Here is a 25,032-nt window from a genome sequence, read left to right as displayed (position 1 = left end):
CGAGAGGTGCCATACTTTCTCCTGGTGGGTAAGACGCGATTGACGATGCTTTGCATAGGTTCCTCAACAGTCTCAACACTGTCGTCTTGGTGGAGCTCAGCGCGCCGCCAGCGCCGATCGCGGTAGCCGTGGCTGCGATCGATATCCCCTCGCATGCTCATCATTCGTAGATTTGCAGTTATTCGTCGCAGCAGCCTTCGAAGCCGCTATAATGGGGACGTTGCGACATGAACTGGCGAGTGGGCCATGGTGGCAACGAACGGTCAGACCGTCACCGTGTTCGGCGGAACCGGCTTTCTGGGCCGCCGCATCGTTCAACATCTGCGCTCAAGCGGATTTCCCGTTCGGATCGCGTCAAGGCATCCGGATCACGGTTACACCTTGCCTGGTGCTGATGATCCGCAACTTCAATCCCTAGAGGCCAACATTCACGACGAGCGGTCGGTCGCGGATGCGCTTGCCGGCGCCTACGGCGCTGTAAATGCGGTCAGTCTTTACGTGGAGCGCGGAGCGGAGACTTTTCATTCCGTTCATGTCGAGGCCGCCCGGCGGGTAGCAATTCAAGCGCACAGGGCCGGAGTCAAAAGACTCGTCCACATTTCAGGAATCGGCTCCGATGCCACCTCCCAATCGCGCTACATCCGAAAGCGTGGCGAGGGCGAACTCGCGGTCCGGGCCGCGTTCGCCGAGGCAACTTTGATCCGTCCGGCGGTGATGTTCGGACCGGACGACGCGTTTCTCGTCGTCATCCTCAAGCTGCTCCGCCAGCTTCCCATCTATCCGGTGTTCGGCCGCGGCGAGACCAGATTGCAGCCCGCCTATGTGGATGATGTTGCGGACGCGATTGGCCGGATCATGCAGCGCGCCGAGACGCCGGGGATGTTCGAGTTCGGCGGCCCTCGCGTCTACTCTTACAAGGAGTTGCTTAGAGCCGTGGCGCAGCAAGCCGGACTTGCGCCTCGGCTGCTTCCGATCCCGTTTGCCGCCTGGCATGCATTGGCATGGGCCTCCGAAATGCTCCGGATACCATTCCTGACGCGCAATCAAGTGGAGCTGATGCAAATCGACACCGTGACATCGCCGGATATGCCTGGATTTGCCGAGCTTGGGATATCGCCGCACTCGGTCGAGGCAATACTCCAGAAGATGCTGTCGAATTCCGGAGGATGAGCTGCTCGATTAAGCCGCGTCAGCAGACGCCGGGCTTGTCGATGTTGCGCTCAAGGAGGAACCAACCTTTAGAGACCCCGTTATTGAGTTCACTTAATGCTAAGGTGGCGACCACGGGTTGGAACCGCGTCATAAATGAAGGCGGACATCATGGCTACATGTGAAACCTGCGGCAATGACTATGACAAGGCCTTTCAGGTCACAATGGACGGCAAGGCGCATACCTTCGACAGTTTCGAATGTGCCATTCACGCGCTCGCGCCGACCTGCGATCATTGCGGCATCCGCATCGTCGGGCACGGATTGGAGAAGTCCGGCACGTTCTTTTGTTGCGAGCACTGCGCCGAAAGTGAAGGCGTCAAAGGGCTAAGTGATCGAGTCTAGGCCAGGGCAATTGATGCGTGCCGGGGCCCTCCATCTGTCCGCGAAGGACGATGCTTCGTTTGCAACAAGCGCCTCGTAAGGCCGACAGGCCCTTTGCGGTCGCTCGGGCAACCTGCCACTCGCAACGGGCGCTTTGGGACAGCATGACTGCCGCATAACTTTGCTTGCGCCATTGGAAATTTGAGCATTGAATTCGGCGAAGATGCGCCACTACCGTAAGTAGTTTTCAAGTGTGTCTGTACCCTCACAGAATGATGTGCTGAGACCCGCCTGGGCGTGAGGCGAGTGTGATTGCCTTATGCGTGGCTGAACGGGAGGTACGCCTATTTCGTCCACCTGACTGATCGGGAGTGGCCAAACGCGCAGGCCTGACGCGCGCACCGACCAGCGCCGTCGTGGCCCAACCAAACAGGGAGGAGAAAATGAGCACCTGGCTTAGCGAGCGAGAGCAGCGTCTTGTCGCGGGCGCGGAGGCCGCGTCGGCGGCAACGCCGATTCCCACGCAGATTGTTTCCAACGGCGAGTATCTGCCGCCCCCGCAGAGCGCCGTGCAAAAGAAGGTCGAGGCGCGGATCAACGAGCTCGCCGACGTCAACGGCAAGCACCTCGGCTTGAGCCGCAGGCAGTTCCTGCACACGAGCTGCGGCATGGCGGCGGCATTCCTCGCCATGAACGACGTCTACGGCAATGTTTTCCAGGTCGCGCCTGCGGAGGCGCGGGAGCCCGAATTGATGCAGGCGCGCGCGCAAGGCCTCGCCGGCCAGTTCATCTTCGATGTTCAGACCCATTTCGTGCGCGACGACTTCGATCACAAGGAGCTGTTGGGGCTGGCGGACTTTGCGAGCCAGCACTGGAATCCGAAGATGAAGGAGGAGGGCGTGTCCTCGCTCGCCCGCTACAAGTTCCAAAACTATGTGAAAGAGATCTACTACGACAGCGACACCAACATGGCGCTGTTGAGCGGCGCGCCATTCGACGATCCGAGCTGGTGGCTTCTTTCCAATGAGCAGATCGTCAAGGCACGCGAACTCATCAACGACTTCGCCGGCTCGCGCCGCCTGCTGGCGCATAGCGTCATCACCCCAAAGCAGCCCGGCTGGATGGAGGAGGTCGACAAGGCCATCGAGGTCTACAAGCCGGATTCCTGGAAGTCCTACACGATCGGCGATCCGCTGGCGCCCTCCAAATTCCCATGGCGGCTCGACGACGAGCAGGTGATGTATCCGTTTTACGAGAAAGCGGTAAAGGCCGGCATCAACACGCTGTGTATCCACAAGGGGCTGCTGCCGCCCGATTACGAGAAGTCGTTCGCCGGCGTGTGGGAATACGCAACCGCATGGGACATCGGAAAGGCTGCCAAGGACTGGCCGCAGATGAATTTCGTGATCTATCACTCGGCGCTGCGGGCGTTCCTCGAGCTGCCGGACAAGGCGTGGGCGGAGTTCGAGCAGACCGGCCGCATCCAGTGGGCCACGGATCTCGCGGAAATCCCGCAGAAGTACGGCGTCAACAATGTGTATGCCGAGCTCGGCACGTCCTTTGCCAACTCAGCAGTCGCGCATCCCAAGTTCTGTGCCGCGCTGGTCGGCACATTGATCAAGGGCATGGGAGTCGACCACGTGATGTGGGGCACTGACTCGGTCTGGTACGGCTCACCGCAGTGGCAGATCGAGGCGATGCGCCGGCTTGAAATCCCGGAGGACATGCAGAAGAAATACGGCTTTGCGCCGCTCGGCGACGCTAACAGCGCCGTCAAGCAACTGATCTTCGCGGGCAACGCAACCAGGTTCTACAAGATCAAGCTGAGGGCGGCTGATACCAGGATGCCGGCCTATTCCGAGGACCGTCTCGCTTCGCTCAAGAACGAGTATACGCAGGCCGCCAAGGCGCCCTCGAACCTGCGCTACGGCTACGTTCGCGCCGCGTAATGTCGAGCGGCCGCGCCGGCGGAGTGGACAAGCTCCGCGGGCGCGGTCGACGCGCGGCTGCAGTGAAGGGTGTAGATCGACAGAGGCAATTTTGGTTTCGGACGAAAACCAAACGCTTCGTGATATCTGCTTTTGGCTCCAATGGCCCTCATCCCGGGACATCCGTTTGTGCCCCCACAACCGGCATAGGATGTGCGTCGCAACATGCGCCAACACAATTGGCCGCATCCGGGACTGCCAAACCGGGCTTGTAGGACTTTCGATCAATTGTATTCTCAAGGGAAGCATGCGGAACTCGCATGGCTGCCGCCTGAAGGGCGCAGATCACCATAAGCAGGCGCGAACCAACGTGCCGGTTTTTGGGTGGAGACGGACATGGCCGGTGGCGGACCGTTTGATACGTTCCCCAAGTTGCTACTGCGAAACGCCGCGAAGTTTGGCAACCGTCCGGCGTTTCGGCATAAGGATCTTGGCATCTGGCAGACGTGGAATTGGACCGAGGTCGCCGGGATCGTACGTGCCTATGCCGCGGGTTTGCAGCGGATAGGTTTGCAGCCAGGCGACACGATCGCCATCGTCGGCTCCAACCGGCCGAAGCTCTATTGGACCATAATGGCAGCGCAGGCGCTGCGTGCGATTCCGGTTCCGGTCTATTCGGATGCGGTGGCTGACGAGCTTGCCTATGTCCTTGCCCACGCGGACGTGAACTTTGTTGCAGCGCAGGATCAGGAGCAGGTCGACAAGATTTTGTCCGTATCCGACCGGGTGCCGCATCTTCGGAAGATTGTTTACGATGAACCGCGTGGACTCCGCGACTACGATCACAGCCGGCTGATCGCAATCCATGATGTCATCGAAGACGGCCGGGCCGCGCTTGCGGGCAATGCTGCGCTTGGCGAGCAGATCGATGAAATCATCCGTCAGGGTGAAGGTTCTGACGTCTCGATCATCCTCTATACCTCGGGAACAACCGGCGCGTCGAAGGGCGTCATGCTGTCGGCGCGAGGGTGCATCGACGCTGCAACGGATACTGTCAGGTTCGACAGGTTGACCGAGAACGACGTGGCACTTGCTTATCTGCCGCTCGCCTGGGTGGGAGATCATTACCTCAACTATGCACAGGGCCTTGCCGCCGGTTTCTGCATGGCGTGTCCCGAGAGCGGTGAGACGGTCGAGCAGGATTTGCGCGAGATCGGACCAACCTTCTATTTCGCTCCGCCGCGGGTTTTCGAAAACATGCTGACGCGGGTGATGATCCGCATGGAGGATGCTGCGCCAATCAAGCGGCGTATGTTCGACTACTTCCTCCGCATTGCGCGACGGCATGGCGAATCGATTTTGACCGGAAAGCCGGTGCCGGTGTCAGGCCGGCTACTCTATGCGCTCGGACGCTTGATACTCTACGAGCCCCTTAAAAACGTTCTCGGCCTGTCTCGCGTGCGCGTTGCCTATACTGCAGGTGAGGCCATTGGTCCGGATCTTTTCGCGTTTTACCGCTCGATCGGATTGAACCTGAAGCAGCTCTACGGTCAGACTGAAGCGTTCCTCTACGTCACGTGTCAGCCTGACGGGGAGATCTACTCCGATACTGTTGGGCCGGCGGCGCCGAACGTCGACCTTCGCATTGCGGAATCAGGCGAGGTGCAATTCCGTTCACCCGGCATGTTTGTCCGATATTTCAAGGATCAGGCGAAAACTGCGGAGACCCTGACGCCTGACGGTTACGTCAAGACCGGTGATGCCGGCTTCTTCGACGAGAAGACGGGACATCTGAAGATCATCGATCGCGCAAAGGATGTGGGCCGGCTGGCCGACGGAACGATATTTGCGCCGAAGTATCTCGAGAACAAGTTGAAGTTCTTTCCAAGCATCAAGGAAGCGGTCGCCTTCGGCGATTCCAGGGAGTTCGTTTGCGCCATTCTCAATATCGACCTGACTGCGGTGGGGAGCTGGGCCGAACGCAACAACATTGCCTACGGCTCCTATCAGGAACTGGCGGGGCATCCGCTGGTCTACGACCTGGTGGCGAATAGCGTTGAAGAAGTGAACCGCTCCCTCGCGGAGGAAAAGGTGATGGCTGGCGCACAGATTCGCCGCTTTCTGATTCTGCATAAGGAGCTAGACGCAGACGATGGCGAATTGACACGCACGCAGAAAGTTCGCCGCGGATTTATCGCCGAGCGCTATGCGCCATTGGTCGCAGCGCTTTACGACGGTTCGCACGAAGCCGAAATTTCCACCGAAGTCACTTTTGAGGATGGCCGCAAAGGCGTGATCGCGGCGCGGGTAAAGATCCGCGACGTGCCGGCAATTGGCGCGACGGAACCCTTGGGGAGGGCCGCATGAGGATGCCGGACACGAGCGAAATCCTGCTTCAGGTCGAGGGGGTATCGCTGGCGTTTGGCGGCGTGAAAGCGCTGAGGGATGTTTCGCTTGACATCAGGAGAGGTGAAATTCGTGCCATCATCGGACCGAATGGCGCCGGAAAGACTTCGATGCTTAACGTCATCAACGGCTTCTATCATCCCAATTGCGGTGCCATCACCTTCAAGGGACGAACCCGCGCCCAGATGCAGCCGTTCGAGGCGTCCCGTGGCGGCATTGCGCGCACCTTTCAAAACGTCGCCCTGTTCAAGGGAATGAGCGCGCTCGACAATATCATGGCTGGCCGCACATTGAAGATGCGGCGGGGCCTGCTGTGGCAGATGCTGCGCTACGGCCCTGCGCTGGCGGAGGAGATCGAGCATCGGCACCGGGTCGAAGAGATCATCGATTTTCTGGAGATCGAACCGATCCGCAAGGTGCCGGTCGCGCGCTTGCCATACGGCCTGCAGAAACGCGTCGAACTCGGCCGCGCGCTTGCGATGGAGCCCGATCTCCTTCTGCTTGACGAGCCGATGGCAGGCATGAACCTCGAAGAGAAGAAGGACATGTCGCGGTTCATCATCGACGTGAACGATTATTACGGCACGACCATCGCGCTGATCGAGCACGACATGGCTGTGGTGATGGATCTCTCCCATCGCGTGGTGGTGCTCGATCATGGCGTGAAGATCGCCGACGGAACGCCGGATGAGGTCAAAAAGGATCAGGGCGTCATCGACGCCTATCTCGGCATCGCGCACTAGGGAGCATAGTGTGATCGCATTGGGTCAATTTCTCGAGGTGCTGATCGGCGGATTGATGTCTGGCGTCCTGTATTCGCTGGTCGCGCTCGGCTTCGTGTTGATCTTCAAGGCATCCGGCGTCTTTAATTTTGCGCAAGGCGCAATGGTGTTGCTCGCCGGGCTGGCGCTGGTTCGTTCGCTCGATCTCCTCGTGGCGAACGGCTTCCCGCTTTGGGTTGCGATCGTCCTCGGCATCGGCTTTGCCGCGGTGATCATGGCGATAACGGCCTGGCTGATCGAGCGGTTCGTGATCGGACCTCTCGTCAATCAGGATGGCCTCACATTGTTCATGTCCACCATTGGCGTGACATTCGTCCTTGAGGGTGCGGCGCAGATGATCTTCGGTTCCGATGTTTACCCGTTGCGGCTGTTCCCGACGGACGTCTGGCTCCTGTTCGAAGGTCACTTTCCGGGTGGGATTCTGGTCAACCAGCTGGATGTCTGGGGCGGGTTTATCGCCGGCATTCTGGTCGCGGGTCTCGCGATCTTCTTCCAGCGTACCAAAACCGGTCGCGCGCTCAGGGCGGTTGCCGATGACCACATGGCGGCGCAGTCGGTCGGGATTCCAATCGGCTGGATCTGGTTTGTCGTCTGGCTTGTTGCCGGTCTCGTTGCGCTGGTTGCTGCGACCGTGTGGGGTACTAAGCTGGGTGTACAGTTCTCGATCACGTTTCTCGCGCTGAAGGCCTTGCCGGTTCTGATCATTGGGGGCCTTACCTCGGTTCCAGGAGCGATCGTCGGCGGGCTTATCGTAGGTGCGGGCGAGAAGCTCGCCGAGGTGTTCTTGGGCTCACATATTGGTGGCGGTATCGAATATTGGTTCGCCTATGTGCTGGCGTTGGCGGTGCTGCTCGTGCGTCCGCAGGGGCTGTTCGGCGAGCGCATCATCGAGCGCATCTGAGACGAGGAGCTAGTTGTGCTTTATCGCGAGGCAGGCCAATTCAAGACGACCTACGCGGAGGATATGGCGGTCTTCCCGATCCGCCAGGACCGCATAGCGCTCGTCATCTTGCTCGGTATCGCCTTCGTAGGCGTGCCGCTGCTGGCCGACTTCGACATTTGGCCGTTCGGCACCGACTATCTGCTTCGCGCCATTCTGCTGCCCTTCCTGATCCTCGCGCTCGCTGCAATCGGCGTGAACATCCTTGTCGGCTATTGCGGCCAGATCACGCTCGGCAGCGGTGCATTCATGGCCATCGGCGCCTACTCTGCTTACAAGCTGGCGACCGGCGTTCATATTCCGATCGCCTGGTTTGACTTCGCGATTTCGATCCCGCCGCTGCCTGTGCTGCCATCCATTTTGCTCGGCGGACTCACGACGGCGGTTGTCGGCATCCTCTTTGGCATTCCCAGTTTGCGGATCAAGGGCCTCTATCTGGCGGTTGCAACACTCGCAGCGCAGTTCTTCTTCGACTGGGTGTTCCTGCGGGTGGCGTGGTTCACCAATTATGCGCCGTCAGGATCCGTCAATGCACCGACACTGGATTTCTTCGGTCTGAACGTGGGCACGCCGATTGAGCGATATCTGCTGTGCCTGATCTTCGTAACTGTATTCGCGATTCTGGCGAAGAACCTCGTTCGCGGCAATCTCGGCAGACAATGGATGGCAATCCGCGACATGGACATAGCTGCGGAGCTCATCGGCATCCGGCCACTCTACGCGAAGCTTACAGCTTTCGGGGTCTCTTCATTTATCATCGGCGTAGCGGGCGCACTTTGGGCGTTCGTCTATCTGGGCTCGTGGGAGCCGCTCGCCTTCTCGATCGAGCGTTCGCTGCAGCTTCTGTTCATGGTGATCATCGGCGGGTTGGGTTCGATCATGGGGTCATTCATCGGTGCGGCCTTTATCCTGATCCTGCCCATCATGCTGAACCTGCTTCCAACCCAGCTCGGTGTGCCGCTGTCGACAGAGACGATTACTCATCTGGAATTCATCATCTTTGGATCGTTGATCTGCTATCTTCTCATTAAGGAGCCACATGGGTTTGCCCGGCTCATATCGATCGGCAAGGAGAAGCTCAGATTGTGGCCGTTTCCCTACTGAAGGGGGCGGGAAGTGCGAAGCAAGCCGAAGATCGCAATGCGGAGCGGCGGTCGTTGGCAATAGGAGGCAAGGAAGCCCGCGAAAACAAGACCCGGTACGAAAAAAACGGGCTGAACGAGGAGGAGAGCCATATGGTACGCAACAAACTATTACTTGCTGCAGCCATACTTTCAGGCGGGGCGTTTGCCTCTCCTGCTGCAGCGCAGAGCGAGCAGTTCATCCCGATACTATCCTACCGAACGGGCGCGTACGCCGTGAATGGCGTGCCGTACGCAAATGGCGTGGCCGACTACTACAACCTTGTCAACGAGCGCGACGGCGGCATCAACGGCGTCAAGATCTTGTTCGAGGAATGCGAAACGGGCTACGCCACCGACAAGGGCGTCGAATGTTACGAGCGTCTCAAAGGCAAGGGGCCGACCGGCGCGGCCTTCGTCAATCCGCTCTCGACCGGGATTACCTTCGCCCTGACCGAAAAGACCACGACTGACAAGATCCCGATCATTACGATGGGTTACGGTCGCGCCGATTCCAAGAACGGCGCCGTGTTCGCCTACAATTTCCCGCTGCTCGGCACGTACTGGTCCGCGGCCGATATCGCGATCCAGCACATCGCCAAGGAGGTGGGCGGCTTCGACAAGCTGAAAGGCAAGAAGATCTCGCTGCTCTATCACGACAGCCCCTACGGCAAGGAACCGATTCCGATGCTGCAGTTGCTGGCAAAGAAGCACGGCTTTGAGTTCGCGCCGATCCCGGTCACGCACCCCGGCGTCGAACAGAAGTCGCAATGGCTGTCGATCCGCCAGAACCGGCCGGATTATGTCTTGGTCTGGGGCTGGGGCGTCATGAATGGGACGGCAGTCAAGGAAGCTGCGGCCGTTGCCTATCCGCGCGACAAGATGATCGGTGTTTGGTGGTCGGGCGCAGAGCCGGATGTGCAGCCCGCAGGCGATCAAGCCGTCGGCTACAAGGCGCTGATGCTTCAGCATGGTGCGGGCAAATTCCCCGTGCATGCTGACATCGAGAAGTACGTCTATGCAAAGGGCAAGGGCGCGTCGGAGCCTGGCAAGATCGGCGAGGTTCTCTACAACCGCGGCATGGTGAACGCCATGCTCGGGGTGGAAGCGATCCGCAAGGCGCAGGAAAAGTTCGGCAAGAAGCCGCTGACGGGCGAGCAGGTCCGTTGGGGTCTTGAGAACCTCAACCTCTCGGAAGCGCGCCTCAAGGAGCTCGGTTTCGAGGGCATGTTGAAGCCGATCAAGATTTCCTGCTCCGATCACGAGGGTGCGCGGGACGGGCGCGTGCAACAGTGGGACGGCAAGGGCTGGAAGGTCATATCCGACTGGTACACGGCCAACCAATCCGAGACCGAACCGCTCGTTGAAGAGGTTTCCGCGAAGTATGCCGCGGACAAGAAGATTCAGCCTCGCGACTGCTCGAAAGAGAGCTGAAAACATCTCGGAGATCCGGAAGGCGTGTTCGCTTCCTTCCGGGTATCCCGGAAGCTGTAACAGTTTGGAGGGAGCAGGTGTCAATTCCCAAGGCCGCCACGACGACAGAAGCGGCGGCGCCGTTCCTGTCGGTCAACAATATCGAGGTCGTGTACGATCACGTCATCCTGGTATTGAAGGGCGTATCGCTGGATGTGCCGCGGGGCGGAATCGTCGCACTTCTCGGCGCTAATGGTGCGGGCAAGACAACGACTCTGAAGGCGATTTCCAATCTGCTACATTCAGAGCGGGGCGAGGTCACCAAGGGCTCAATCCTGTTTGACGGTGTCGAAGTGCAGTCGCTGTCGCCAAACGATCTAGTGCGGCGCGGCTGCATTCAGGTGATGGAGGGGCGGCGCTGCTTCGCCCACCTCACTATCGAAGAAAATCTCCTGACCGGCGCATTCACGCGCGTGGACGGCAAGTCCGCGATCGCGGAGGATCTCGAGCGGGTCTATGCCTATTTTCCCCGTCTCAGGGAGCGACGCGGTTCCACCGCGGGCTATACGTCGGGTGGCGAACAGCAGATGTGCGCAATCGGCCGTGCGCTGATGTCGCGCCCGAAGATGATCCTGCTCGACGAGCCATCGATGGGCCTCGCTCCGCAGATCGTCGAAGAGATCTTCGAGATCGTCAAGGATCTCAATGTCCGGGAAAATGTTACTTTCCTGCTCGCCGAGCAGAACACCAATATGGCGCTCAAATACGCCAGACACGGATACATCCTCGAAAATGGGCGCGTAGTGATGGACGGCGAGCCGCGGGCGCTCGCCGCAAATGAGGATGTCAAGGAATTCTATCTTGGCATCGCCGGGGACAAGCGCAAATCATTCCGCGATGTGAAGCACTACAAGCGACGCAAGCGCTGGCTCGCTTAGGTGACCTCTGTCGAAATCATCCCGCGCAGGTATGTCGTCCTAATACAGCGCGACGCCGCGCTCACTGCGGAAGCCGCAGCTCAATGCCGTAGCGGGCATAGATCCGCGCGCTGAACCGGCCGCCCATTGGGGCATGCCGCAATGGCAGGATTTGCTGTTCATCCGGCTCAGCCTCTCCGCGAACGATCCCGCCGACTATTTCTAGATTCCGACCGGGCAGGTGGTAAAAGTGGGAACGCAGGTCACGATCTTGGGGCGAGTTTTAGATGCTCCGATCGTCGGCCGATGTCCGCCTTGAAGCGTATTCCGGACTCAAGCCGGACCTGGTGTAATATCTGAAAGCGAAGAGGACATTGCATCGGATTTGGAGCTTTCGCCTCGCCAAGCTGCGCGTTCGTTGTTTACGATCGCGTGGGTCGCGATCCGATGAAACTGGGCTTGGGAAAATCGCCATGGGAATAAAAAGCCATACTGCTGCGCCCACGGCAGCTCTTGCTCTCGGACTCTTCTTCACAGCGCCGGCTTCCATTGCCAGCAATGCGACCGTCAGCACGGTGGCGTCGCTCGTCGCGGCCACCATCGGCAATCTCAGCTTCATGTCGCCTGCAATGGGTGAGCCGGCCGCACTCACGAAAAGCCAATCGGATGCGCTCAATACATACAATAACGCACGAAGCAACTTTGAGGCGATCCTGAGTCAGCGGCGCGCGCAGATCAATTCGAACCAGCGACTACCGAACTTGCCGGGACAAGCACTCTACCTTGCACGCAACAACATGATGAGCGCGTACAAGGATCTCACCGACGCTCTTCCGTCCAGGATAGGCGGGCCCAACAAATACGGAATCCCTCCGGCGTACTTTGACGCCGACAATGAGCCGCTGCTCGACGAGTACCGGAGACTTTTCGATCTGATGCAAGCGCCGCCCGCCAACGCGCAAAACTCGGATACGGCATTCAAGGACGTTGTCGAGCTGGGCACTGCCATTGCGCGAGCCAAGGGCCTTGATGCGGCCAATGCCGAAGCAGCAGGCCGTATCAGCCTGGGCCTGTTCTTTGCCGAGACAAACGGCAATCAGAACATCGGGAATGCGCGCTCGAACAAATACAAGGGCAGCTTGCAAACAGGCGTACCCGAAGACCAAAATGGGCGAACGAAATGGGCGGCGATAAAGAAATCGATAGCAGCCTTTGATCCCGCGCTGAGCCTTCGCGACGACAAGGAAGAGGCTCGCGTTGGCAATCTGGATCGTCGGTTCAACCACTGGACCGCCGTGCGGGATGCCCTGATGAACGCGCATGCCGATATTTTCCCGCAGGTCCCGGCGATCGTGAAAACACTGCCGGATCCGATCGATCAAATGAAGCTCTTTGAACTCATCCAGATTATTCCCAGCCCGACCAAGTCCGCGCTCGGGTCAGGCAACCTGGTCGACTATAGAATTTCCGACCCGAAGATCATGGCATACCTGCGAAACAACAGCATTTTCACGTTTGGACGAGCCGACAGAGCCAAAACATCTGCAACCTTCCGCGAAATTCTTGATGCGATGTGGCTCTTCAACGACAAGTTTGAACGAGCGCTTTCCAAATTCGAAGAGATCAAGATGCGATCAAAGGGTTGAAGTCGGCAGGGTCGGAAACCGGATGCGAGGGGCCGTCACCCCGCCATCAGAGCGGACCGAGGATGCCCCATCGAGGCTCACAGAATTCCTTCACAGCAGCCGTGACACTGCTGCTGATGATGTCCCGGCGTTCAGGCGAACTCATCATGAGTTCTTCGTCCCGGTTGATGATCGAGCCCGCCTCCAGCAGGGCGGCGGCCATCCGGGTCTTTCTCAGCACAATGAGCTTATCGTAGCTATAGACGCCGGTTTCCTTGTTCAGCAGCGGACGCTGGTGCCGACCCATGATCGCCTGGGTATATTGCTTGGCATAATCAAGGCCGTGGGCCTTCATTTCCTTTCCGATCAGTTCGGCGAACGAAAGGCTCGTCTTGAATTCCGGATTGTAGCGGGAGACGAAAACGGAATAACCGCTGAAGCGGTCGCTGAAATGGCTTTTCTTTCCCTCGAACTCCCAGTCCTCGAGGAATTTGTTGGGCACGGAGTCATGGTGGATCGACAGGAACAGATCCGCCCGCAGATTGTTGGCAGCGGCCACGCGTTTGAGCAGGCTGTGCTTAGCCTTGCCCTCAGTCAGCAGCAACTTTGTCTCGGCAAAGCCATCGGCCTTCAACTTCTCCTCGATCCGCTTCGCAAGGTGCAGGTTGAAGACGAACTCGGGAACGTTGCGGGCGCTGATCGCGCCTTCTGATTCGACGGTGTGTCCCACATCCAGAACGATCCGGAACGTGGAGGGATCGCACAGGCGTGCGGCCGGCTTGAAAGCGGCAGAGGGCAAGGCGATCGGCCCCAGGGCGGCAAGCCTTACGGTGCGGCGCTTTGACGAGGCGGCTCGCTTCGCCAAAGTGACTGGCTTCCGCGAAGCGACGTGCTTTGACGGCTTGCCTTGTTTTGGTGCTTTGGCTTGCTTTGACGAGCCTTTGAAGACGTCCGACAGCCAGCCCGCATCGCTGACCTCGATCGGCAGAAGAACCATTGCGGCCATCGCGGCAATGATGATGCGGCCGCGGCGCCAAAATCGCGAAGCGATACCGCCGAGAACAGAAATGAACTCGCGGCGCTTCATGCTCGCCCAGAGACCGAACCCGAAGGCGCGCTAACGCGAATGAGGCTTGCTTTGATGTCGACGAACGAAGTCCTGGCACAGCCGATGGAAAACATATCGTACCCCACCTACCGAATTCGACACGCAAGGGTCGCAATCCGATGAGGGCGGATACAAGTCGGATGAGAGCGATTACTGCATCCAATCGCGCGATTTCACGTCAGTGTTGTCATTGAGCCACATAGCTATGCACTGAAACAGGCTTTCGGCCGTTTCCTGGAAACCGTCAAAAACGATTGTTGGTCTCACTTAGCGGCGTTGCTTTTTCGGCTTTAGCGATGCCGCCGGCGCCCGTGCGTTGGCATCGAGCGATGTTGATGCCACTGGCGTCTCACCCTTGGCCCCTTCGATTTCACGTCGTGGCCAGGCAAAATCGTCGGCGCGACCGGCTGGCGCCGACAAAGGCTCCCCTGTGATCAAGACCCGCGCCGCCTGCGCATCCATCGTCACCGCCCCCGCCCCCGGACCGCCGAGCAATTGATTCGTGCCGACAGAGGAGGCCGTCAATGGAACGATCGGCCCGGCCAGCGGACGCGGCGACGGCTGATCCGGCTGCGCACTGGCATCGGGCGTTGCCGGTTCGGTCGGCAGCACAATCGGCGCGGAACGCGCAGCCAACAGCCGGTTGATTTCGCGCTCGGCATAATGCGCAAGCTTGAGCGCGCCGGCCTTGGTGAAGTACACTCCATCGGAGGAGCGCAGCCGGCGGATCTGCCCCTCGAAATCGGGGCCTTGCTGCAGAAAGCGGCCGGCCTCATCGACAAATCCGTCCCAGACATCGACATAGGTGATGCCGGCCTTGCCGGCCGCATCGCGATAAAGCGTATTCAGAAACGCCGTGTCGGCGGTCGATTTGGGGCCACGTACCACTGGCAGACCGACCCACAGCACAGGCACACCCTTGGACTTGAGTACGCCGATCATCTCCTCGATCTTTTCCATGTAGAGTTCGACCCAGCGTTTCTCGCGAAACTCATGGATGCCGTTCGGCGAGCGCGCGCTCTTCTCCGGTTCAATGACCGCCCGCGCGCCACTGCTTTCGGCGGCATCGTCCGGCGGCAATTCGGGATCCGGCACTGCGCCATCGGGCTTCGCCCCGGGTTTTGCGCTCGAAGCCTTGCCATCAGGTTTGGCCTTGGCATCCTTCTTGTCCCCGGTTTTACTGTCGGATTTGTCGACCGCCGGCTCGCGGATTGCGACGCGATCATCGAGCCCGAGCATGACGACGATGGCGTCCGCTTTTTCGGTGGCGAGAATGCCTTTGGCGGCGGCGGCCCAGTCGGCTGGATCGCCCTTGGGCTGGTACTTGATCAGGCCGGAGACTGTCTTGTGTTTGCGGATCACACCCATCTCAGGCTGATCGGCATAGATGTTCTCAAGCCCAAAGGCGAGCCAGTCCGCCATGGCGTCACCGAGCACAAGAATGTGGCGCTCCGGTACACCATTGCGTTTTTCAGGCGGCGGCGCCTTTGAAAAATCCTCGCGCACCGGCGGAGGCGCTTGCCGCCCACTCCAACGGGGCTGCGGCGCGTGCTCCTGGTAGGGCGCAAACGTATCGTTACCATACCAGCCGCCACCGCGTTCGTTACCAAGCCAGCCGCCGCCGCGTTGCGGTTGTGGCCGCTGCTGATATCCGCCGAAATTAAAGAACTGCGCAGAGGTGGGGCCGGCCAGGCCGAGCAACGTTCCCACCACGACGGCCAGCGCAATCAGCCAACCACGCTCGGTAAAGGTGCATTGCCTTTTTGGTTCCCTTGGCATGCTTCTGGACCGCACACACGCAGAACCTGCGTTCGCCAGACTAGCACAAAGGCCCTGTGGCGGGTCTCAGCTTACCGTGAACTGGGTATTTCGGAGCGGAACAAGCAAGCAACAGTCCATGTGCGTGGTGCGCACGCTGAAAGTCCCATAACAATACACCAATCCGATACCGCGCCTCACTGCGGAGGTTTCAGCTCAATGCCGTAGCGGGCATAGATCCGCGCGATGGTGCCATCGGCCAGCAGGGCCTCGATCGCCGCATCGACACGCTGTTGCAGCTTGTCGTCGGGGCGGAGCAGCCCAGCCGCAATGTTCCAGTTCAAATCCTGATCGTTGTCGAACGCCGGAATCAGGCGCAACGGCTTGTCGGCATGCTGCAGGTTGAACCAGCCGACCGTCATCGGTGTGACGGCGGCCGCCTCGATCTCGCGATTGGCCAACGCCGCAACAATATCGTCCTCGTACACGAACGGGGAGGTGGCGGTGCCGCCCTTGGCAAGCGTCATGGAGACCAGCGAGCCGACCGGTACGCCGACCCGCTGATCGGAACCGAGACTTGCCAGCGACGACGCCTTCGAATCGCTGCGCACCGCGAGCACAACGCCGCTGCGATGGTAAGGACGCGAAACCCGGACGCCGCCCGGGGTCTGCGCATCTTTGCGGGCGATGACATCGAGCACGAGGTCGCAATCGGCGCGGCGATACTGGATCGCACTGACCACCCACTCCCGCGTCAGCTTGACGCCGAGTTGCTGGGCAATTTTCTCGCCGAGTTCGATCTGAAACCCCGGGACCGGTCCGGACTTGCTTGCAAACGGCAGCGCGTTGGGGCTGGCGCAGAGCGTCAACGTGCCACGCTCGATGACGGTTTCCAGCGAGCGGGCATCCGCCGACATATTCCCGAGCATCAACAGCGCGAGGCTGGCCGCGTATCGGGCGAGGCGATATCGCGGTTTCCACGCCGCGGAAGACGCCCTAGTCATCCAGCTCTCGAATATAGGCCAGCAGCGCGCCGATCTGGGCGTCATTGAACACTTCACCATACGCGGGCATGGCGCCCGTCTTGCCCTTCTTGATCCGCTCGATGATATATTCGTCGCTGCGCTCGGACTTCGACAGCTTCGGGCCCCGACCCGCATGGCGACCGCCGTCCTGGTGACAAAAGCCGCAATTGCTTGTGAACATTTTCCGGCCATCGAGGTCGTTCGGTGAAGCTTCGGCTTGACTGGCGGTGTCCGCTGGGTTGGACTGTTGGGCAAACGCGGCGGTCGACAGCCATGGCCAGACAATGGCCAAGGAAGTAACAACTACAAACGGTATTCGCATTCCAGCATCCGTATTCACCGCAAGGGCAGGGCGGCAAGGAGAGATCGATCCCTGCCGCCCACGCCATACTCATTGCCTGAGCGCGAACACAACCAGGGCGCCGGTGTTCTTCGACATGCTCTTGAAGGGCTCTCCATAGAGCGCGACAAATTCGTCGCCCACCAGGCTGCCCCAGCCTGCCGGTACGGCGATGTACTGCTTGCCGCCGGCCATGTAGCTGATGATGCCGCCATTATGCCCGATGCCGTTGTTGCGCGACCAGAGCTCTTCGCCGGTGTCCGCATTGTAGGCGTGCACGACGCCTTCGGCGTCCGGCACGAATACCAGATTGCCCGCAGTTGCGAGAACGCTGGCGAGCGGCGGGTACTTGTAGTTGACCTCCCACTTCTTCTCGCCGGTGACCGGATCGCGGGCGCTCAGATGACCACGGGCCGGTCCGTCCGGCGGCGGCACAAACTTGAACGTGGCGCCCAGGTTGAGCTGGGCCATCGGTTCCAGCACCGGCGTGGTCTTCTCGACGGTCAGCTCCATGCACCACTCCTGCCCGATCCGGTAGAAGAGCCCGTTCTTGGGGCTGTAGGCGCCGGAATTCCAGCTAATGCCGCCGGCGATGGCCGGGCACAATGGCGGGTCCACCTTGCCTTCCGAGAGGTCGCGGCGACCGATCAGTGCGCCGGTCTTCGGGTCAATGCTCTTGACGAAATTGATGTTCTTTACCAGCGGCCAGACGTTCTCGACCTTGGCGTTGGAACGATCATAGACGAAGACGTATCCGCTCTTGTTGGCGTGCACCACGAGCTTCTTGCCGCCGCGCTCGATCATGACGAACTCGCCCACGGAAGAGTCGAAATCCCAGGCATCGTGCGGCAACTCCTGATGGTAGAATTTGAGCTTGCCGGTATCGGGATCGAGCGCGATCACCGATGTCGTATAAAGATTGTCGCCCGGCCGCGGTCCGCTCTTCTTCCAGTCTGCGCCCGCCCAGTCGTAGAGCGGCGCCGGGTTGGCGGTGCCCCACCACACCGTATTGGTTTCCGGATCGTAGGTTCCGGGCATCCAGCCTCCGCCGCCGCCGGTCCGCCAGGAGTCGCCACCCCATGTCGCCCTGGCCTCTTCGGTACCGGCGACCGTGAAGAACTCCCATTTCTTTTGCCCGCTCTTGCCGTCCACGGCAAAGATCGGTCCGCGACCGGGCCATTCACCGCCCTGGGCGCCAATGATCACCATGTCCTTCACCACCAGCGGCGCACCGGTGAAGCCGACTGTCACCTTCTTGGAATCCAGCAGCTTCGTGTCCCACACCGGCTTACCGTCCTTCAGACTGAGCGCGATCAGGCGCCCGTCGACCGTGCCGACATAGAGATTGCCGTGTCCGATAGCGATGCCGCGGTTGTAGGGCGAGTGCGTCTGCTTGGAGACTAGGTCCTCGTCGAGCTCCGGCGCATAGGCCCAGATTGTCTTGCCGGTCGCGCCGTCCAGCGCGTAAACACGGCTGTAGGAGCCCGAATAGTACAGCACGCCGTCGATCGCGAGCGGCGTCGACTGAACGCCACGGGTGGCGCGCTCGGGGAAATGCATCCACGCGACTTCGAGGTTCTTGACGTTGCCGGTATTGATCTGGTCGAGGCCGCTGTAATGGTAGGACTTGTAGGTGCCGTGATACGTTAACCAGTTGTTCTGGGCCGCCTCGGCATTCAGGGCCGCCTCTTGCGGCTGCGTCGGCGCTTGGGCGTGCGTCGGCGAGACAGTGACCAGGGCGGCCACCGCCAGCGCGGCGCAGCCGACCGCATATCGTCCATGGAAAGTCATCTGTGTCCTCCCTCTGTACTTTATTTGTTGGGCCGAATTTTCTCGCGACCCTTGCAAGGGAAATTCTGGTGTCAGAGCCTCACAGGGTCAGGAGTTCGAGATAGATGGCATGGGCCGGCGGAACTGCCGTCGAGAGGCGACGGCAGCATTTCTCGTCGCCTGCGTGAGAAGCTATTTTCGAGAAGGGCACCATTCAGTGCAGGGCGGCATAGACCGTCATCGTCAGGATTTGCCTGCTCCGTATTGCGCCCGGCGATGTCGGTGCGGTGCACCATGACATGTTCCTCAATGCACGCCCATTAGTTGACCGGATTGTTGTTTTTTTGTGGAGGGCCCGTCGGCAGTGGCAAGCTTGAGCTGATGTCCCAGTTCACGCGGTCACTACGTGCGGGATCGCCGGCGGCTCCGCTATCCGCGGATTGTCGCATTGGCCTTCTCGGCGGCATTCGTCATCGCAATCTTTGCCGGTCGTGCACCCGTGACCACTTCATTCACGCCGATCATGAAGGCGTCCAGTATCGGTCGGGATTGCGGATGGAAAAGGATCGCCTTGGCGCGATCGACATCGGCATTTTGCAAGTTGGTCAACGCCGCCTCCGCGGCTTGGACGCCGAACGCCTTCTTGAAAGCCTCGCTAGACCAGGCCGATGTACGGGTTGTTGCCAGCCCCGCTGCGGCTGTCCGCAGCGAGGTCGGCTTGCTTGTCGCCCATAACAGAAACAAAAAAGCCGCCCGCTTGTTTCGCGACCTGGAATTGATGCACGCCTGCCAGTGCGACATGAAGGGTACGGACATGCGACCGGCGACGTGTGGAAAGGCGGCAAACACGGCCTGGCCGGCGACGTGGCTTCTTGCCGGATTGGAGATGTCGGTCGCGAAATTGCTGCTGTCGATCGCCATCGCCGTTCTGCGCTGAAGGAAGTCGTCCAGCACATGGTACCATTCGTAGCCGCTCACGCCGCCAGGGCCGGCTTGACTGAGCAACTGACCGTAAATCTCGATGGCCGCGATTGCCTCGGGACTCCCGAAAGCGGCCTTGTTGTTCTCGACCATCACCCCTCCATAGGAGAACACGAAGCTCATGGCCGGCGGGGACGAATTGCCGCCGGCCTGGGCCCGCATGGCGATCCCGGACATCTCATCGGTCTTCACCGCGTTCGCGGTCAGAAGCAGCTCGTCGAAAGTTCGGGGAACCGGCAGGTTCTTGGCTGCCAGCACATCGCCATTGATGAACAGGGTCACCGCCTCGGAAGTGATTGGCACGGCGTAGCGTTCACCGCCCCGCCACAACGGAAAGGCGCGGGCGGTCTTGAGAAGATCGTTCTCATCATACCAGCCGAGATCGGTCAGCGACCTATCGGAATAATAGGCGTTCAGCGGCTCGAGCCATCCTGCCGAGATGCCCTGGCCATAGGTCGTGAACATGAATACGTCCGGTGTGCTGTCGCCACGGTTGAGCTGGACCGGCAGTGCGCCCAGGTAGGTGGTCTCCAGCCGGAAATCAGGAACGACGTTGATACCGGTGAGCTTGGTGAAGTCGGGCAACAGCGGAGTGATCGCGTTTGACCAGGGGTGGATCGCACCCGCGAGTGTGATCGTTTGCCCCGCAAATTGTTTCCAACCAATCGCAGCGTTGGCATAGGCTGCGGTGGCATCCTCCGCGAAACACCACCTCGGCACGGCGAGGGCCGGCAGGGCGGCGCCCAATCCCTTGACGAAGCTGCGTCGGCTGGCAGATCTGGAATAGCACGGCAGCTTTTCGCGCAACTTTTCACTTGGAGCCATGCCGTCATGCTCCTGCGGTTGCCCGGCCGAGGGATCGGATTTCACAGCACGTACAAAACCTTCCCGTGACGTTGTGCCCCTTGCGAGGGGGCTGACGGGCTTCTAATCCGGTATAATCTGCGCGGTTGAGCGTGCCGGTTCCCGCTCACCTGCGCGGACCATCGCTGTATTAATCATTATACTAGCAATACTCCGCGTCGGCATCAGAAAACAGCCGCTTACGCGAGCATCGAAGGCCCGGGCCCAATGTCAGTGCCTCTAAGCCAGTCCTCTCGGTGGTTTGTTCGTCCGTTGACGCTCGTGGTCGCGGCGCTTCTGACTGTGGTCGTCGCGAGCGGATTTCTCGGCTTCCGATATTGGCAGGAACGAAAGGCGGTCGATCTCTTGCTCGAGCGCGGCCGTCAGGTGCTTGAGACGCTGGATCGGCTGCGGGCGATCATCGGCGACGTGGAGGCCCAAAGGCGCGGCTATCTGCTGACTCTCGATCCGCAATATCTCAAGGCCTACGGCGTCTCCGACGACAGCGTCCGGCGGGACGCGCAGGCGCTCCAGGCGCTGGTTGCCGGCGATCCATTGCAGAGCCACCGTGCCGAACACCTGGCGCTGACCGTTGCAGCAAAGCTGCGCGAGATCGATGAAATCGTCAAAACGGTCCGCACCTACTCCGGGCCGGCCGCGCTGGCGATGATCCGCAGCCTGGACGAGATAAGGGCGCAGATCGACCAGATGGTGGACCACGAGCGCTTCCTGCGCGTGGATCAGGAGAAGCGCGCCGAGGCACTCGAACGACGCAAAGCCTGGCTGATCACAACCGCCGTCGTCATTGTCGCAGTCCTGGCAGGCGTGGCGCTGGCGCTTGCACGGCTCGAAGCGATCCGGCGGCGTAAGGCGATCGCAGAGAACATCGTGCTCCACGGCGATCTCCTGGCGCGTGACAAAAAGATCCGGCGACTGTTCGACGCCAACATCGTCGGCATCATCATTTGGGAGCTCGACGGTCGCATTATCGAGGCCAATGATGCATTTCTCCACATGTTGGGTTACGACCGCGATGATCTTGCCTCGGGACGGGTGAACCGGACGGACCTGACACCGCCGGAATGGCGCAATCGCGACGCACGCACCGTGGAAGAGCTGAAGCGGATAGGGACCGTCCAACCATTCGAGAAAGAGTATTTTCGGAAAGACGGCAGCCGCGTGCCTGTGTTACTAGGCGGGACCATGCTCGAACAAAATCCAAATCAAGGTGTCAGCTTTGTTCTCGATCTGAGAGAGCGCAAGCGGGCGGAAGAGGCGCTGCGGCAGAGCGAGGAGCGCTTTCGCACACTCGTGCAGTTCTCCTTCGACGTGTACTGGGAAACCGATGCGCAGCATCGCTTTATTCACCAGGAGTTCGCGCAGAACCTTTCCGAAGCGCCGGCGCCCGGCTCCGAAATCGGCAAGACACGTTGGGAAGTGCCTTATCTGGAGCCGGATGAAGAGGGCTGGCGCAAGCACCGGGAGACGCTCGATGCTCACCTGCCATTTCGTGATTTTGAGCTCGCGCGGCCTGGCCCCGACGGCAGCAAGCGTTACGTGTCTGTCTCCGGGCTGCCCGTGTTCGACGAGACGGGACGCTTCGTCGGCTACCGCGGCGTCGGGCGGCATATCACCGAACGCAGGCGGGCCGAAGAAGCCTTGCGCACCATGCAGGCGGAGCTGGCGCACGCCAATCGCGTCACCACGATGGGACAACTGACAGCCTCGATCGCCCACGAGGTCAACCAGCCGATTGCTGCGACGGTGACTAACGCCCAGGCAGCCTTGCGCTGGCTCAGCGCTCAACCGCCCGATCTCGGCGAGGTTCGCGATTCCCTTCGCCGAATCGTTGAGGACGGCATGCGCGCCGGAAACGTCATCAACGGCATCCGGGCCCTCATCAACAAGGTGCCGCCGCGAAAGGATCGGTTCGACCTCAATGAAGCCATTCTCGAAATGGTCGCGCTGACTCGGAGCGAAATGCTCAAACATGATATCTTGCTGCAGACTGAGTTCGCGCCGGGCTTGCAATTGGTGAAAGGCGATCGCACTCAGCTGCAGCAGGTAGTTCTGAACCTGATCCTCAATGCCATTGAAGCCATGGACGGCACCGACGAGGGGACGCGCGAGCTCCGGATCAACACCGAGACGGATGCCGCTGGCGGCGTGCTCGTCACGGTTCGCGATTCCGGTCCGGGCCTGGACCTGGAAGATGTGGAGCGCGTCTTCAAGGCGTTTTACACCACCAAGGACAAGGGCATGGGCATGGGCCTCGCTATCTGCCGGTCGATGGTCGAGGCTCACGGCGGACGGATGTGGGCGAGCGCGAACGAACCTCAGGGCGCCGTGTTTCAATTTTCCCTGCCGCTGGAACAAGACGAGAGCGTTCAAGCCCGGCAGATCCGGTCCAATCCAGCCGCATGAGACGGCAGATGGTGAGAAGCAACTGAGATCCGTTCGCGGCTGGAGGAGATGTTCCTAGGCGACGTCCGAGACATTGCTTCCGATCTCAAGTAGCTGCAGAATGGCACGTCAGAACAGGTCAGCGGGAGGGATATCATGATCTCACGTCGTCTTGTCATCCGACTGCTTGGGGCCGCAGTAATAGCTTTCGCGCTCAGCCCCATCCCTGTGGCCCTGGCTTTTTCGCCCGAGGCGCGCAACGCCAAGCTCGATGAAGTCCTTCGGGGATTGGTGGAAGGCCGCAGCACTCCGGGTATCGTGGTGCTGATCCTCCAAGACGGCCGCCCGATCTACAGCCGCAGCGTTGGTGTTCGCGAGGTCGGGAGTACGGCGCCGATCGGCGCAAGCGACATGTTCCGGGTTGCCTCAATGACGAAGGCTGTCACCTCAGTGGGGGCGATGATCCTTGTCGAGCAGGGCAAGATTGGCCTGGATGATCCGGTCAGCCGCTTCCTTCCCGAGTTCAGCAAGCTGAGGGTGCGGGAACCCGACGGCGCCGAGGGGCCGGCGAACAGGCCCCCGACAATCCGCGAACTACTGACCCATACGGCCGGGCTCTCTTATAACTTCATCAATAATGCTCGGCTCGTGGATGCATATCGCGACGCGCGCGTGACGGACGGGCTAGATCAGCCCGAAGTAACCACGGCTGAAGCAATGCAGCGTCTCGCCTCCGTTCCGCTTGGCTATCAGCCTGGTACGGGCTGGGAATACTCGCTTGCGACGGACGTGCTCGGGGCCGTCATCGAGAAGGTGACGGGAAACAGCCTGGAATCTTTTGTCAACGAGCGCATTGCAAAGCCGTTGCGCATCGAGAGCTTTGTGTTCAACGCACCTGAGGCTGTTCGCTCACGCTTCGTGCAGGTGACTCGACCCGCACAGGTCACGGGCGCACTCGGCACAGGCTACGTTCCCGTGATGGGACCTGAGGCAGTGCCGTTCCCACCCACCAAGGGCACTGCCAGCCTCGATCCGAACCGTGCCTTCTCTCCGACTGCCTACAATTCCGGCGGCGCGGGCATGAGTGCCACTATCGGTGACTACGCGCGCTTCTTGCAGATGCTGCTGAACGAGGGCGAGCTTGACGGCGTGCGGTTGCTCCGCGCTGAGACGGTCCGGCAGATGACGCAGAACGCGACCGGCAACATGCCGACCATTCGTGGGCCGGGTTGGGGCTTCACGCTGGGCTTTGGGATCCTGACTGATCCCGCCGCAGCTAAGAGCCGTCTTCCGGCCGGTAGCTATGGATGGGGCGGCATCTATGGCACGCAGTTTTGGATCGATCCGACAAACCGCGTCATCGGCGTAGTCATGACCCAGACGGCGATTATTGGCTCCGGTCCAATTTCGAATCCCGTGCGGGAGGCGTTCTATGCGGCCGATTGAGTGTTCGATACCAAGTTAGGGTTAAGTCTGTTCCCGCGAACTGGTGGCCGCCAGCGGCACCACTACCAAAATTTCTTGGGGTGCGGTGGCAGGGGCACGGCGCTGATGCCGATCGAGTTCCGCTGACGTCGTGGTGGGCCCTGCGGCAAGCGTGGACTTCTATTTCACAATCACGACCGGAACCAAGGCGGCCGTGATGACGCGCGATATCATAGAAGATACAAGCGGCAAGCCCATGGCGCGTACCCAGCGCCGCACGTATTGCGGCTGCGGATCTGCCAGTACGATAACGTCGCATTTGTCTTCGGCCGCACACCGGAGAATTATCGGCAGCGGATCGCCAATTTTGACCTTCGACAGGCAAACGACGCCCATCTTGCCTAATCGCTTGCTCACAGCATTGACGATAGGCAATCCGACATCGTTGATCAGACGGTCCTCGATTTCGTCCTTCTTGAAACTCTGATAGCCGCGCAGGCGAGCCTCATAATGCCGATCCTGCACGTTCAGAATGATGGCCTCCACATTGTCCTTGCCTTGGGCTATGGCGGTCACGAAATCGACAACGCGATTGGTGCGTTCGCTGCCATCGACGACGGCGAGAAAGCGCATGCCTCTTGTTGCCGAACTGGCGACATCATGCCCGATGCCGCCGGGTGCAGTTGTTGTCGCCTGGTTTGTCATGCACATCTC

Annotated in this window: 20 protein-coding genes; 13 read left to right on the top strand and 7 right to left on the bottom strand. The window is 60.2% G+C overall.

The window, feature by feature from the left end; all coding sequences use genetic code 11:
• Window positions 1-246 precede the first annotated feature (246 nt).
• The 10 genes from RX328_RS30030 to RX328_RS29985 all read left to right on the top strand — a co-directional run bounded on the left by RX328_RS30030 (window position 247) and on the right by RX328_RS29985 (window position 12,686).
• Window positions 247-1,170, top strand: a complete 924-nt coding sequence (locus RX328_RS30030) for a complex I NDUFA9 subunit family protein (protein WP_213252942.1) — start codon at window positions 247-249, stop codon at window positions 1,168-1,170.
• Between the two features lie 135 nt (window positions 1,171-1,305).
• Window positions 1,306-1,554 carry a hypothetical protein gene (locus RX328_RS30025; protein ID WP_249726629.1) on the top strand — a complete coding sequence of 83 codons (249 nt, stop codon included), beginning with the start codon at window positions 1,306-1,308 and terminating at the stop codon, window positions 1,552-1,554.
• A gap of 422 nt (window positions 1,555-1,976) precedes the next feature.
• Complete coding sequence (locus RX328_RS30020) at window positions 1,977-3,482, top strand: amidohydrolase family protein (RefSeq protein WP_213252941.1); 1,506 nt, start codon at window positions 1,977-1,979, stop codon at window positions 3,480-3,482.
• 375 nt (window positions 3,483-3,857) lie between these two features.
• The gene (locus tag RX328_RS30015; RefSeq protein ID WP_213252940.1) at window positions 3,858-5,828 is read left to right on the top strand and encodes an AMP-binding protein; all 1,971 of its coding nucleotides are present in this window, start codon (window positions 3,858-3,860) and stop codon (window positions 5,826-5,828) included.
• Complete coding sequence (locus RX328_RS30010; protein WP_213252939.1) at window positions 5,825-6,610, top strand: ABC transporter ATP-binding protein; 786 nt, start codon at window positions 5,825-5,827, stop codon at window positions 6,608-6,610. Before RX328_RS30015 ends, RX328_RS30010 begins: the two co-directional genes overlap by 4 nt.
• Before the next feature lie 55 nt (window positions 6,611-6,665).
• Entirely contained in the window at window positions 6,666-7,550 is an 885-nt protein-coding gene (locus RX328_RS30005) for a branched-chain amino acid ABC transporter permease (RefSeq protein WP_213252997.1), read from the top strand.
• 15 nt (window positions 7,551-7,565) lie between these two features.
• Window positions 7,566-8,693, top strand: a complete 1,128-nt coding sequence (locus RX328_RS30000; RefSeq protein ID WP_213252938.1) for a branched-chain amino acid ABC transporter permease — start codon at window positions 7,566-7,568, stop codon at window positions 8,691-8,693.
• A 254-nt stretch (window positions 8,694-8,947) separates the two neighbouring features.
• The gene (locus RX328_RS29995) at window positions 8,948-10,144 is read left to right on the top strand and encodes an ABC transporter substrate-binding protein (protein WP_410734072.1); all 1,197 of its coding nucleotides are present in this window, start codon (window positions 8,948-8,950) and stop codon (window positions 10,142-10,144) included.
• A gap of 77 nt (window positions 10,145-10,221) precedes the next feature.
• Entirely contained in the window at window positions 10,222-11,061 is an 840-nt protein-coding gene (locus RX328_RS29990) for an ABC transporter ATP-binding protein (protein ID WP_213252936.1), read from the top strand.
• Between the two features lie 596 nt (window positions 11,062-11,657).
• Complete coding sequence (locus RX328_RS29985) at window positions 11,658-12,686, top strand: hypothetical protein (protein ID WP_409410846.1); 1,029 nt, start codon at window positions 11,658-11,660, stop codon at window positions 12,684-12,686.
• Window positions 12,687-12,732: 46 nt separating this feature from the next.
• Here the strand turns inward: RX328_RS29985 and RX328_RS29980 are convergent, their stop codons facing one another.
• Window positions 12,733-13,395, bottom strand: coding sequence for an N-acetylmuramoyl-L-alanine amidase (locus RX328_RS29980; RefSeq protein ID WP_312018048.1), 663 nt, complete (start codon window positions 13,393-13,395; stop codon window positions 12,733-12,735).
• Between RX328_RS29980 and RX328_RS29975 the strand changes: the two genes are divergently transcribed.
• Complete coding sequence (locus RX328_RS29975) at window positions 13,352-13,786, top strand: hypothetical protein (RefSeq protein ID WP_249726653.1); 435 nt, start codon at window positions 13,352-13,354, stop codon at window positions 13,784-13,786. The two genes, RX328_RS29980 and RX328_RS29975, sit on opposite strands and share 44 nt — an antisense overlap.
• A gap of 254 nt (window positions 13,787-14,040) precedes the next feature.
• Here RX328_RS29975 and RX328_RS29970 read toward each other — a convergent pair whose 3' ends face one another.
• From RX328_RS29970 to RX328_RS29950, 5 genes are all read right to left on the bottom strand, one after another.
• Entirely contained in the window at window positions 14,041-15,552 is a 1,512-nt protein-coding gene (locus RX328_RS29970) for a DUF459 domain-containing protein (RefSeq protein WP_213252934.1), read from the bottom strand.
• Between the two features lie 176 nt (window positions 15,553-15,728).
• Window positions 15,729-16,535, bottom strand: coding sequence for a substrate-binding periplasmic protein (locus RX328_RS29965; protein ID WP_213252933.1), 807 nt, complete (start codon window positions 16,533-16,535; stop codon window positions 15,729-15,731).
• On the bottom strand, window positions 16,528-16,848 hold the full coding sequence (locus tag RX328_RS29960) for a cytochrome c (RefSeq protein WP_317258536.1): 321 nt from the start codon (window positions 16,846-16,848) through the stop codon (window positions 16,528-16,530). The genes RX328_RS29965 and RX328_RS29960 overlap by 8 nt, the downstream gene beginning before the upstream one ends.
• 99 nt (window positions 16,849-16,947) lie before the next feature.
• Window positions 16,948-18,687: a pyrroloquinoline quinone-dependent dehydrogenase gene (locus RX328_RS29955; protein WP_213252931.1), complete on the bottom strand. Its 1,740-nt coding sequence runs from the start codon at window positions 18,685-18,687 to the stop codon at window positions 16,948-16,950.
• A gap of 408 nt (window positions 18,688-19,095) precedes the next feature.
• The gene (locus RX328_RS29950; RefSeq protein ID WP_213252930.1) at window positions 19,096-20,472 is read right to left on the bottom strand and encodes an ABC transporter substrate-binding protein; all 1,377 of its coding nucleotides are present in this window, start codon (window positions 20,470-20,472) and stop codon (window positions 19,096-19,098) included.
• A 246-nt stretch (window positions 20,473-20,718) separates the two neighbouring features.
• Between RX328_RS29950 and RX328_RS29945 the strand changes: the two genes are divergently transcribed.
• The gene (locus RX328_RS29945) at window positions 20,719-22,914 is read left to right on the top strand and encodes an ATP-binding protein (protein ID WP_213252929.1); all 2,196 of its coding nucleotides are present in this window, start codon (window positions 20,719-20,721) and stop codon (window positions 22,912-22,914) included.
• A 135-nt stretch (window positions 22,915-23,049) separates the two neighbouring features.
• Window positions 23,050-24,339: a serine hydrolase domain-containing protein gene (locus RX328_RS29940; protein ID WP_213252928.1), complete on the top strand. Its 1,290-nt coding sequence runs from the start codon at window positions 23,050-23,052 to the stop codon at window positions 24,337-24,339.
• A gap of 159 nt (window positions 24,340-24,498) precedes the next feature.
• Here RX328_RS29940 and RX328_RS29935 read toward each other — a convergent pair whose 3' ends face one another.
• A complete protein-coding gene (locus RX328_RS29935; RefSeq protein ID WP_213252927.1) occupies window positions 24,499-25,023 on the bottom strand; it encodes a universal stress protein in 525 nt (174 codons plus the stop codon).
• Window positions 25,024-25,032: the final 9 nt, after the last annotated feature.

Origin of the sequence: Bradyrhizobium sp. sBnM-33, from assembly GCF_032917945.1 — a bacterium.
In the GTDB taxonomy this organism is placed as follows: Bacteria; Pseudomonadota; Alphaproteobacteria; order Rhizobiales; family Xanthobacteraceae; genus Bradyrhizobium.
This window is presented reverse-complemented; position numbering and strand designations above follow the sequence as displayed.